11 protein-coding genes are annotated in these 13005 nt (G+C 36.2%); 9 read left to right on the top strand and 2 right to left on the bottom strand.

Annotated elements, in window-relative coordinates:
* Positions 1-53: 53 nt before the first annotated feature.
* From EK417_RS05175 to EK417_RS05215, 9 genes are all read left to right on the top strand, one after another.
* A complete protein-coding gene (locus EK417_RS05175; protein ID WP_076597366.1) occupies positions 54-2447 on the top strand; it encodes a 3-hydroxyacyl-CoA dehydrogenase/enoyl-CoA hydratase family protein in 2394 nt (797 codons plus the stop codon).
* Positions 2448-2528: 81 nt separating this feature from the next.
* Positions 2529-2993, top strand: coding sequence for an IS200/IS605 family transposase (tnpA, locus tag EK417_RS05180; RefSeq protein ID WP_136521523.1), 465 nt, complete (start codon positions 2529-2531; stop codon positions 2991-2993).
* Positions 2994-3097: 104 nt separating this feature from the next.
* Positions 3098-4276, top strand: coding sequence for a thiolase family protein (locus tag EK417_RS05185; protein WP_136521524.1), 1179 nt, complete (start codon positions 3098-3100; stop codon positions 4274-4276).
* A 36-nt stretch (positions 4277-4312) separates the two neighbouring features.
* Positions 4313-4669 (top strand): four helix bundle protein, encoded by a 357-nt coding sequence (locus EK417_RS05190; protein ID WP_136521525.1) that lies wholly within the window; start codon positions 4313-4315, stop codon positions 4667-4669.
* A gap of 50 nt (positions 4670-4719) precedes the next feature.
* Entirely contained in the window at positions 4720-6498 is a 1779-nt protein-coding gene (locus EK417_RS05195; RefSeq protein ID WP_136521526.1) for an acyl-CoA dehydrogenase FadE, read from the top strand.
* Positions 6499-6646: 148 nt separating this feature from the next.
* On the top strand, positions 6647-6961 hold the full coding sequence (locus tag EK417_RS05200) for a hypothetical protein (protein WP_076597371.1): 315 nt from the start codon (positions 6647-6649) through the stop codon (positions 6959-6961).
* A gap of 27 nt (positions 6962-6988) precedes the next feature.
* A complete protein-coding gene (locus tag EK417_RS05205) occupies positions 6989-7324 on the top strand; it encodes a YegP family protein (protein ID WP_136521527.1) in 336 nt (111 codons plus the stop codon).
* 79 nt (positions 7325-7403) lie between these two features.
* Positions 7404-7850: a phosphohydrolase gene (locus tag EK417_RS05210; RefSeq protein WP_034694511.1), complete on the top strand. Its 447-nt coding sequence runs from the start codon at positions 7404-7406 to the stop codon at positions 7848-7850.
* A gap of 26 nt (positions 7851-7876) precedes the next feature.
* Positions 7877-9925, top strand: a complete 2049-nt coding sequence (locus EK417_RS05215; RefSeq protein ID WP_136521528.1) for a M48 family metallopeptidase — start codon at positions 7877-7879, stop codon at positions 9923-9925.
* Here EK417_RS05215 and EK417_RS05220 read toward each other — a convergent pair.
* Both EK417_RS05220 and EK417_RS05225 read right to left on the bottom strand, forming a co-directional pair.
* A complete protein-coding gene (locus EK417_RS05220; RefSeq protein WP_076597374.1) occupies positions 9922-10638 on the bottom strand; it encodes a DUF2490 domain-containing protein in 717 nt (238 codons plus the stop codon). The two genes, EK417_RS05215 and EK417_RS05220, sit on opposite strands and share 4 nt — an antisense overlap.
* Positions 10639-10709: 71 nt before the next feature.
* A complete protein-coding gene (locus EK417_RS05225; RefSeq protein WP_136521529.1) occupies positions 10710-12521 on the bottom strand; it encodes a TonB-dependent receptor plug domain-containing protein in 1812 nt (603 codons plus the stop codon).
* Between the last annotated feature and the right edge of the window lie 484 nt (positions 12522-13005).

Here is a 13005-nt window from a genome sequence, read left to right on the forward strand (position 1 = left end):
ATTTTGATGAAGCCTTCGGGTTCATATCATCTTATACAAATAAAAATTTACATATGAAAAGAAGAATCAAACATGTAACGGTTCTTGGTTCAGGAATTATGGGAAGCGGTATCGCTGCTCACTTCGCCAATATCGGCGTTGAAGTATCACTTTTGGATATTGTTCCTTTTGAACTTACTGAAGCTGAACAGAAAAAAGGTTTGACCAAAGATGACAAGGGAGTAAGAAACAGAATTGCTTCCGAAAACTTTGAAAAACTGAAAAAAGCAAGTCCTGCACTTCTTTATTCACCTAAGTTTGCAGACAGAATTACAATCGGAAACTTCGATGATGATTTGCCGAAAATAAAAAACACAGACTGGATCATTGAAGTAGTCGTGGAAAGACTTGATATCAAGAAGTCTGTATACGAAAAGATTGAACAGTTCAGAAAACCTGGAACATTAATTTCTTCCAATACATCCGGTATTCCTATTCATTTCCTTACAGAAGGAAGAAGCGAAGATTTCAAAAAATACTTTGCCGGAACGCACTTCTTCAACCCTGTAAGATACCTTCCTCTTTTAGAGATTATCCCAACTAATGATACAGATCCTGAGATCATTGATTTCTATATGAATTACGGAGCGAAATTCTTAGGCAAAACTACTGTTTTAGCTAAAGACACTCCAGCTTTCATCGCCAACAGAATCGGTGTATTCTCCATGATGGATCTTCTTCATAATGTACAAAAATTAGGACTTACCGTTTCTGATGTTGATAAATTAACAGGTCCTGTCATCGGACGTCCGAAATCGGCTACGTTCAGAACAGCGGATGTTGTGGGTCTTGATACTTTGGTAATGGTAGCCAACGGCGTTCGCCAGAGCGGTGCGGAAGCCAATGATTTCAATGATGTATTTGCCCTTCCTCCTTATATCCAGAAAATGATGGATAATAAATGGTTAGGTTCAAAAACAGAACAAGGTTTCTATAAAAAAGTGAAAAATGCAGAAGGAAAATCTGAAATTCATGGATTAAACCTTGACACTTTAGAGTATGAACTTCAAGGAAAATCGTCATTCCCGACATTAGAATTAACCAAATCCATTGATAAGCCAATCGACAGATTCAAAGTATTAATCGGAGGTAAAGACAAAGCAGGTGAATTGTACAGAAAGTCTTTAGGAGCATTATTCGCTTACGTTTCACACAAAGTCCCTGAAATCTCTGACGAAGTTTATAAAATTGACGATGCCATGAGAGCCGGTTTCGGATGGGAAAACGGTCCATTTGAAATCTGGGATGCTGTAGGTGTTCAGAAAGGTATTGAACTGGCAAAAGATGCAGGATACGAAGTTTCTGAATGGGTGAAAAATGTAGAAACTTTCTATAAAGTGAATGACGAAGGACAAAGCATTTACGTTGATAAAAATTCAGGAGAATACAACAAAATTCCTGGTCAGGATGCATTTATCATCTTAGATAATATCAGAAAAAATAAAACACTTTGGAGCAATTCAGGTGCTGCAATTGAAGATTTGGGAGATGGTATCATCAACTTTGAGATCCGTTCAAAAATGAACTCTCTTGGAGGCGAAGTTCTTGACGGATTAAACAGAGCCATTGATTTAGCTGAAAAAGAATATGACGGATTGGTTGTAGGAAACCAGGGAACTAATTTCTCTGTAGGTGCAAACCTTGCTATGATCCTTATGATGGCTATCGAGCAGGATTGGGATGATCTGAATATGGCGATCGCTTACTTCCAGAAATCAATGATGAGAGTACGCTACTCTTCTATTCCTGTAGTAGTTGCTCCTCACGGAATGACTTTAGGTGGAGGATGCGAAATGACAATGCATGCAGACCGGGTGGTTGCAGCCGCAGAAACGTATATCGGACTTGTAGAAACCGGAGTGGGAGTAATTCCTGGTGGTGGTGGTACTAAAGAATTGACTTTGAGAACTTCCAGAGAATTCCACAACGATGACGTGAAGAATAACAGACTTCGTGATGCCTTCATGAACATCGCCATGGGTAAAGTAGCTACTTCCGCTTATGAAGCTTACGATATGGGAATCCTTGAAAAAGGGAAAGACATCGTTTCTGTAAGCAAAAACAGACAGATTGCTGAAGCTAAAAAAGTAGCAAAATTATTAGCTGAGCAAGGTTATACCCAACCTATAGAGCAAAAAGTAAAAGTTCTTGGTAAAGATGCATTAGGAATGTTCTACGTAGGAACAGACCAGATGCTAACCGGAAACTTCATCTCTGCACACGATAAGAAAATTGCGGATAAACTGGCCAACGTAATGGTAGGCGGAAACCTTTCCGAGCCAACTGTGGTAACAGAACAATATCTGTTGAACCTTGAAAGAGAAACTTTCCTTCAGCTTTGTGGGGAAAGAAAAACTTTAGAGAGAATTCAGTATATGTTGCAAAATGGGAAACCTTTGAGAAACTAACGGGAAGCTCCGTAGGAGCGAACTGTTAATAGCATGAATAATTTAAAATTGGAAAGCCTCGTAGAGGCGACCTGTTAATGTATGGCAAACACCTACACTCAGATTTATATTCAAATTGTTTTCGCTGTAAAAGGAAGACAAAATCTGATTTCAAAAGAAAACAGAGAAGAATTACATCAGTTTATTACAGGTATTATTTCCAATAGAAATCAAAAATTATTCGCAGTTTTTGCAATGCCTGACCATGTCCATATTCTTGTAAGTATGAATCCGACATTTTCAGTTTCAGATTTAGTAAGAGATATTAAAGCGGGTTCTTCAAAATTCATCAATGAAAAAGGATGGATGAATGAAAAATTCAATTGGCAGGAAGGGTACGGAGCTTTTTCTTATTCTAAAAGCAGTGTTGATTCTGTTGTAAAATATATTTTAGATCAGGAAGAACATCATAAAAAGAAAACTTTTAGAGAAGAATATCTGGATTTTATGTCAAAATTTGAGATAGAATATGATCCAAAATATTTATTCGAATGGATTAATGATTAACAGGTCGCTCCTACGGAGCTCCGCAAAAAGCAAAAACAAAAATCTATGAACAGTTTACCTCTACGAGGCAAAAAAGTCTTAAAACAATTTAATTAAACAAAAAAATGAAAACAGCATACATAGTAAAAGGTTTCAGAACTGCCGTTGGAAAGGCTCCAAAAGGAAGTTTAAGATTTACAAGACCTGATGTCATGGCGGCTACCGTTATTGAAAAATTAATGGCTGAGCTTCCACAATTGGATAAAAACAGAATTGACGACCTTATCGTAGGAAATGCAATGCCGGAAGCTGAACAAGGGCTGAACGTTGCACGTCTGATCTCTTTGATGGGATTAAATACAGATAAAGTTCCGGGAGTAACCGTGAACAGATACTGTGCATCAGGAAGTGAGGCAATTGCCATTGCTTCTGCAAAAATTCAGGCTGGTATGGCAGACTGTATCATCGCAGGTGGTACAGAATCAATGTCATATATTCCGATGGGAGGTTATAAGCCGGTTCCGGAAACGGATATTGCAAAAACAAACCCGGATTATTACTGGGGAATGGGTTACACAGCCGAAGAAGTGGCAAAACAATATAATATTACAAGAGAAGAACAGGATCAGTTTGCTTTTGAATCTCATATGAAGGCTTTAAAAGCCAATCAGGAAGGAAAATTTGCCAACCAGATTGTTCCGGTTCCTGTAGAATATAATTTCCTTGACGAAAATCAGAAACTGCAGACTAAAAAATTCGATTTTTCTGTAGATGAAGGTCCGAGAGCTGATACTTCTTTAGCTGGTTTAGCAAAACTAAGACCTGTATTTGCCAACGGAGGAAGCGTAACTGCCGGAAACTCTTCACAGATGAGTGATGGAGCTGCTTTTGTGATGGTAATGAGTGAAGAAATGGTAAAAGAATTAGGTCTTGAACCGGAAGCAAGATTAGTAGCCTATGCTGCTGCAGGATTAGAACCAAGAATTATGGGAATGGGACCTGTTTATGCTATTCCAAAAGCATTGAAACAGGCAGGTCTGGAATTAAAAGATATCGATTTGATCGAGCTTAACGAAGCATTCGCTTCTCAATCGGTTGCAATCAAAAAAGAATTAGGTTTAAATCCAGACATTCTAAACGTAAACGGAGGGGCAATTGCTCTTGGACACCCGCTTGGATGTACAGGAACAAAGCTAACCGTTCAGCTTATTGATGAAATGAGAAGACGCGGTAACAAGTACGGAATGGTTTCTATGTGCGTTGGAACAGGACAGGGAGCGGCCTCTATTTTTGAACTACTTTAATTAATTATAGATTTTAAATTATAAATTTTAGATGCAATGGGTTTCAAAGAAGATAATTTGATCCAAATAAAAACTTTTGATTTCGCTTTAAGAATAATTCAATTTTATACTGAATGTAAATCTCAAAACGAGTTTATTTTATCAAAACAGATTCTTCGTTCAGGAACCTCAATTGGAGCAAATGTAGAAGAAGCTATAGCCGCTCAATCTAAAAAGGATTTTATTTCAAAGCTTTCAATTGCAAATAAAGAGGCAAGAGAAACAAGATATTGGTTAAAACTTTATCATTCTTCAAATCTTGTTCAAATTGAGATCAATTCATATTTAAAAGACATTGAAATGATCATTAATATTTTGACTAAAATCATTAAAACATCATCTGAAAATTTATAACAACAAAATCTAATTTAAAATTTATAATCTAAAATTTAAAATAATAACAAATGAGCAATATACTTAAAGGCGGGGAATTCCTGATCAAACAAATTCCTGCAAACGAAATTTTCAGTATTGAAGAACTGAATGAAGAACAAAAGATGCTTCGTGATTCTGCGAAGGAATTTATCGATAGAGAAGTTGTTCCTCAAAGAGAGCGTTTTGAGAAGAAAGATTATGCATTTACAGAAGAAACAATGCGTAAACTGGGCGAAATGGGAATGTTGGGAATCGCTGTTCCCGAAGAATACGGAGGTCTTGGAATGGGCTTTGTCACTACAATGCTTGCCTGCGACTATCTTTCCGGAACTACAGGTTCATTGGCTACAGCGTATGGAGCACACACAGGAATCGGAACGTTACCAATTGTTCTTTACGGAACTGAAGAGCAAAAGAAAAAATACCTTCCGGATTTAGCAACAGGAACAAAATTCGGGGCTTACTGTCTGACAGAGCCGGATGCCGGTTCTGATGCGAATTCAGGGAAAACAAAAGCAAAACTTTCCGAAGACGGAAAACATTATATCATCAACGGCCAGAAAATGTGGATCTCTAATGCAGGATTTGCTGATACATTCACATTATTCGCTAAAATTGATGATGATAAAAATATCACAGGATTTGTCATCAACAGATCTGAACTTGAAAATCCTGAAAGCTTAACTTTCGGAGAGGAAGAGCACAAATTAGGTATCCGCGCATCTTCTACCCGTCAGGTTTTCTTCAATGATATGAAAATCCCTGTGGAAAATCTTTTAGGAGAAAGAAACAACGGTTTCAAAATCGCTTTAAATGCACTGAACGTAGGCCGTATCAAACTGGCAGCAGCTTGTCTTGATGCACAGAGAAGAATCTTAAACCACTCTATCCAGTACTCTAATGAAAGAAAGCAGTTTGGTGTTTCCATTGCTACTTTCGGAGCCATCAGAAAAAAACTGGCAGAAATGGCAACCGGAGTTTTCGTAAGTGAAGCAGGTTCTTACAGAGCTGCTAAAAACGTTCAGGATAAAATTGATGAGCTTGTTGAAGCAGGATTAAGCCATCAGGAAGCAGAATTAAAAGGTGTTGAGGAATTCGCGGTAGAATGTTCAATCCTTAAAGTATTTGTTTCTGACCTTGCCCAGCATACAGCAGATGAAGGAATTCAGGTGTACGGAGGTATGGGATTCTCTGAAGACACTCCTATGGAAGCTGCCTGGAGAGATTCAAGAATCTCGAGAATCTATGAAGGTACCAACGAAATCAACAGATTATTAGCTGTAGGAATGCTTATCAAGAGAGCCATGAAAGGTGAACTTGATCTTTTATCTCCTGCAATGGCCATCAGCAAAGAATTGATGGGTATCCCTTCATTTGAAGTTCCTGATTATTCAGAATTCATGAGTGAAGAAAAAGCAATTATCGCTAACCTTAAGAAAGTATTCTTAATGGTTTCCGGAGCAGCTCTTCAGAAATACATGATGGATATTGAAAAACAACAGCACTTATTATTAAATGCTTCTGAAATCCTTAACCAGATCTACATGGCAGAATCTGCAGTATTAAGAGCAGAGAAACATTTCTCTCCAGAATCTGTAGAAGCAGCTATGGCTCAGCTGAACCTTTACAAAGCTGTAGAGAAAATCATCACGGCAGCTAAAGAAGGAATTGTTTCTTTCGCTGAAGGAGATGAGCAGAGAATGATGCTTTCAGGATTAAGAAGATTTACTAAATATACCAACCATCCGAATGTAGTAGCACTTACTGAAAAAGTGGCAGCTCACTATATTGAGAAAGGAGCTTATTAGTCTTTAATACCATAAATTTGATTCAGCGTCCCAATTTTGGGGCGCTTTTATTTTTAGCCCACATTTCTTATGGTTATCATTGGATTTATTGGCAGCCAATAAGTATATTCAAAAAAAATCATTATTTTTATTCTAAATTAAATAACACATGAAGAAATTATTATTTCCCCTAGTCTTCATTTCGGCCATGTTTACGGCACAAAAAAAAGAAAATGTAATCCCTGTTCCCAAGGTTGATACAACAAAAATAGTTTCTAAAGGAAAATTCCCGGGATATTTTGCTCTGAAACCTGAGCATGCTCAGAAAGAACTTTACAAAATACTGACAGTTAAGCCTAAAGATACTGCCCTATATCTTGCTTTAAAAGAACCATCAAAGGATGAGTCACAATATAAAATTTTAAATTCAATTACTTCTGATAAGCTTCAGCCAAGCAGGAAAAAGATAATACCATCCAAATAAACACAATACAAAATAAAAATTATTACCATGGGAAAGTTTATTATCTCTCAAAGAACAAACGGAGACTTCCAGTTTAATCTTAAAGCAGGAAACGGACAGATCATTTTAACCAGTCAGGGATACAGTACCAAACCATCCTGTGAAAACGGAATCGGATCCGTAAAAATCAATGCACAGGAAGATGCAAAATTTGAAAGAAATACAGTGAATGACGGCAGGTGTTACTTTAATTTAAAAGCAGGAAACGGACAGATCATTGGAACCAGCCAGATGTATGAATCTGACAATGGTATGGAAAACGGGATAGAATCTGTAAAAAACAATGCTCCGCATGCTCCTGTAGAGGACGAAACAAACTTGTAAAATCATCTGAAATATTCTTCATAAAAAGGCCTTAGTTTTTAAGGCATTTTTTATTTTTGTAATCTATTTTTCGTAAAAAATGACAAAAGAAGAATTACTGAATAAAGCAATCAAAATTGCCGATAAGGCTCATAAAGGACAAACCGATAAATACCATGCTCCCTACATTGCCCACGTAATGCGTGTAATGAATTATGGTAAAACACTGGATGAAAAGATTGTTGGCGTTCTGCACGATGTGGTAGAGGATCACCCACTGGAATTCAGCCTGGATTATTTAAGATCGGAAGGGTTTCCTGAATATATTATTTTTGCCATCAGCTGTCTTACAAAGCTTGATCCTGAAGAAGATTATGATGAATTCATCAAAAGAACAGAACGATCTCTCCTTTCCGTTGCTGTAAAACTGAATGACCTTCGTGACAATATGGATCTCAGAAGAGTAAACAGAGAGCTTACTCCTAAAGACATCAAAAGATTCAACAAATATCTGAAAGCTTATCGTTACCTGATAGAGAAATATTAATCAAGAAAAATTTAATAAAAACACACATGACTAATAACCTACCTAAAATTTCATCGGCTTATCAATCTAAGCTGGTTTCTGCTATTGTATCCATCTCAGTTTTTTTTCTGATCTATCTGATACTTATTCTCGCGTCTCTGCTCATGATATTCTTATTAGGATATGGTGCCATAAAAATGCTGAGTGTTTCTCTCAATTACTTTACCGTTTTTGGTGCGGCAGGATTATTAAGTGTAGGGATTTTTGTTTTTATTTTCCTTGTCAAATTTATTTTCAGAAAAAACCATTACAGTACACGTCACCTGCTGGAAATTAACAGATCTCACCAGCCTCAGCTTTTTGCAATTATTGATGAAATTGTGGCTGAAACAGGAGTGAAAGCCCCTCAAAAAGTTTTTCTTTCTCCGGATGTAAATGCCAGTGTAAGCTATAACTCTGTTTTCTGGAGCATGTTTTTGCCGGTGAAGAAAAATCTGACGATTGGCGTTGGGTTGATCAACACTACAAGTGTAGGAGAATTGCGCACAATTCTGGCTCACGAATTTGGACATTTCTCTCAAAAAAGCATGAAAATAGGCGGCTATGTAAGCCAGGCAGAAAAGATTATTTTTGAAACCGTTTACAATAATAAAGACTATGAAAACTTTATCATGGAGTTTTCTGGAGGGAATGCTATTTTTAAAATTTTCGGTCTGATTTCAGTTAGTTTCATTAATGCATTTCAATCTGTTCTTAAAAGTATGTCCAGCTTTCTTTTCAAAAATCATGCTTCCCTGCAAAGAGAAATGGAATACCATGCAGATGCTATTTCAACCTATATAACCAATCCTGATGAGCAGACTTCATCTTTATTAAGACTGGAATTGAGTGATGTTGCTTTTAATACTTCCTTTAATTTTTACATTGAAAGTAATCAGAAATATCTTCCAAAAGACCTGTACAAGAATCAGGTCTCTTTAATGAAAATTCTATCTGAAAGGAATAACCATCCTTATATCAACGGATTTCCAAAAATTGATGCTGAAGATCTTACCCACTATAACAAATCCAGAATAGAAATTGAAGACCAGTGGACTTCACATCCTGATATTTTAAAAAGAATTGAAAGAATTAGAACAAACGAAACCAGAAGTACAGCCGCAGACCACAGATTTGCAAAAGAAATTATCAGCGGGTTTGATAAGATTTGTGAAATTATGACGTCAAAATACCTCACTTTACACATGGCGAAAAACGTGGGTGAAGTGATAGAGGATGAAACTTTCATCAAGCTTTATCTGGATCATAATATCTATCAGTCTTTCAGTTCCAATTTTAACGGATATTACGAAAGGCACAATCCTGTTATAGAAAACATTGAATCATGTATTCCTGATGCTGCGGCTCATGATGATGGAGATCTTTTCAGTGACAAAAAGGTATCTTTAGTCTATGAAAAATCAGGAATAGAGGGTGATATACAGATCCTGCAATACCTGGCTTCCCATCCGAAAGAAATAAAAACATTCAGATTTGACGGCACTTTATACAAAGCAAAAGATGCAGCAGGCCTTATCCCTCAACTGGAAAATGAACTGAAAAGAGTAAAAGACGAACTTTTGGAAAATGACAAGGCTGTTTTTCAATACTACTATCATATTTCCGATGAAGATATTAAAAAAGACCTTCTTAAAAAGTACAAAAATTTTGCAGTAATCGATAAAGAATTTGATGATTTTCAGAAAAGTCTTAATGATTTTACACCATACCTCCAGTTTATGGCTGCCACTTTACCTTTTGAAGAAATCCGTAAACACAGGGCTAAACTATTGAAAGCAGAAGAACCTTTTAAACTGAAGACGCAACAACTGATTGAAAACTCGGCTTACAAAGAAGCTTTAAAGCCTGATGATAAAAATATTTTACAGGAATTTGTAAAATCTGAATACATCTACTTCAATAAAGACAAATACCTTGAACATGAAGTAAGTGCCATATCGTTAGTGATTGAAAAATATCAGACATTACTGAATGATCATTATCTTAATTCTAAACTGGAGCTTTTAAACTTTCAGGCCGGTTTGAATAATAATTAATCCGCCCCCGGGAAATCGTAAGTCTTCGTGTGATGATCTGTTCCGTCGATATTGATGTTTAGCGCAAGGTAAACGAAATGTAAATTTTTGTTTCCTTTTGCTTCAAATTCACGCTGCCACAGATATCCGCTCACGATGCCAAAATAATCATCAATCTGATAGCCGAAACCGCCATAGACTCTGTTTCTGGCAAAAGTAGGCTTCATCGGAGAGACAAAGAATACTTCGTCATAAGCATTGGCAAAAACAGTTCCTTTCTTAATGGTTTTGGCGTTTAAAGGGACACTTACGTTCAGACGATATCTGTAACGCATTCTCTGTGAAGTCTGATCTGTTTTCGGCTCATAGAACCAGCTCTTTTCAGCACGGAAACGATTTTCAAACTTTACGATACCTTTCTTGATATCTATAATGTCCTGAAGCCAAACTCTGAACTCCTCTCTGCTCAGACTGTGTTCTTTATAGTTAACATATCTTCCAAGTCCTACAAAAGGTTTGTGGTTTTTGGTAAGATTATACCCTAATCCTCCTTTTATTTCATAATAATCGGGATAAGTATAATCTTCGTTACCACGCAGCTGACCTTCTGCATAAAGGAAAAATTTCGGATGAAACTTATAGGTCAGAGTTACTGCATTGAAGCTGGAAATGTGTTCCTGTGCTTTAAAAAAAGAAATTCCAAGTAGTAAACCTAGGCCTATAAGACGTTTCATAAAAAATTTTTGCAAATGTATATTTTTTAACAATTTGTTAATATTAACTTTCATTAATATTAAATTAACAGCTACTTAATATTAATAGTATAAGAAAACCCAATGTGGAACCATCTTTGCGGCATTCCTACTCCAAATGCTTCCGTATATTTTGTATTCGTTACGTTGTTAATCAATACATAAACCGAATAATCTTTCTTAGCAAAGCTCAACTTCTCATCTACAAGATTATAGGTTCCCAGATTGACTCTTTCATTGTAACGGTAAACAAGCTCATTGGTAAAGTTTTTCAGGAATTTTACTTCTAATTTGGAAACAAACTGATGTTTCAGATTATCCAGAATATATCGAGAAACCAGACCCGCTTTTTCTTCATATCTGCTGTCAATATAAGTATATCCAACGGTATATTTTAACCAGTCTGCAGGTCTATGGCTCCACTCTGCTTCTATTCCTTTCGTTTTAATATTTCCCACATTCTGAGCAAACCATACTTTATCACTCAGGTCTTTTTTAACCCAGTCAATAGAATTGCTGGAATTTCTTAAAAACCCGCTTACTTTGGCTAAAATTTTATTATCCTGATATTGGTAGCCAACCTCGGATGAAACTGCATTTTCAGGAAGCAAATCAGGATTTCCATGTTCCGTGGGACTTAAATAATACAGTTCGGTAAATGTTGGTATACGGTGTACTTTTGCAATATTTCCGTAGATTTTATTATTAGAATTAAAGTTATACCCTACATCAAGCCCCGGATAGAAAAAATTTCCTTCTTTAGAATAATTAGCCCAAGAAATTCCCGGACTGATATTCAGTTTTTTATCCAGCAATGAAAAATGATGTTCAAAGAAAACCTGAGAAACAAAACGATTTCTGTCTCCCAAATTACTACTTACCAAAACCTCTTTTCTAAGCTCAACTCCAATTCCGGTTGTTCCCAATCCCCACTGGTAACTGGAATTCACTTCTCCACCCACATTATTTCCAATATGCATATTTCGGTAAAAAATAGGATTCCATCGGTCATAAAGGTAAATATCCTGTCCTCTTCTCCAGTATACATTAGAATTAAGTTTCAGTTTTCCAAAAGTCTGCTGATGAGCCACACTTACGATAGAAGCTTGTGTTTCCTCATATTGTTTTGTAGCAGCACTGGAAGCATAAAAACCATTGGCTCCGAATTTCTTTTCCGAAAAGCCAGCCTGTACTCTTACATCTCCGTTTTTGATGTTCAGTTTTCCCTGATAAAATACATTTCTGATTTCATAATCTGTATTGAACATATAGCCTTCTGAAGAGGCAGAATTTGCCTGAAGAGAGTTCGTGAACTTCTCATTTCCAATCTGCGCATTAAATCCAAGACCATACGTGCTGTAATCTCCACCCTCTGCACTGATTTTCACTTTCTTGCCTGGTGTAGTTCTGGTAATAATATTAATAACACCGGCATAAGCATTCTGTCCGAAACGTCTTGCTGCCGGGCCTTTTATGATCTCTATCTTTTCTACGTCATCAAGATCTACCGGAATATTCATACTATTATGTCCGGTCTGGGAATCATTCATCCTGATTCCGTTCAACAACAGCAGAACCTGCTCAAAAGAACTTCCACGAAAACCGATATCACTCTGCACTCCATTAGCTCCTCTCCTTCTGATATCCATCCCTGGCACCTGCTGAAGAATTTCATCGATACTTTTAGCCGGAGAATTTACAATGTCTTCTCTGGTGATAACGCTGATGTTCTGATTAGCGCTTTTATAAGGTGTAGAGATAAATTTTCCCTGAAATTCAATGCTTTCAATATCTGTTGTCTTTTCCTGTGCATTTACCCAAAGTAAAGTTCCCAGAAAAAAAGCACTTCCTATCTTTTTGATCATAACCGTTTTCGTAGTTTTTTTAACAGAGTCCAAAAGTAAGGGAGTTCACCAAGACAGGCAAATGATAGTTGTCATAAAAAAAGATGCAGCGTAATGCTGCATCTGTGTGAGGGAGTAATTCTATCTTTTTTTCATTAAATGTGTAACTAGATCTCTGAATAATTTTCTCATTTCTATATTACATATTTACAATTACAATTTTAAATAATTTTACAACATAAAACAATAGTTACATAAAAAAACACAACACATTTTAAAAATATACATAAAACACTGTAAAACAAATAATAAAACAAAATTAAGTCCACAAAAAACATTTATTTCTATCATTTATCTACAGGTCTTTTTCTTTTTTTGAATTCTTATTTCATGTTGATAATAACAATTTTTAACAATAAGATAAGCGTAAATTTTTCGCTAAAATTTCGTAATTTTGTGGGTCTTAATTTTACGATGAAAGTATTCTGTTTCAACAGTAATTTTT

It is taken from the genome of Chryseobacterium candidae (assembly GCF_004916905.1).
Classification (GTDB): Bacteria; Bacteroidota; Bacteroidia; order Flavobacteriales; family Weeksellaceae; genus Chryseobacterium; species Chryseobacterium candidae.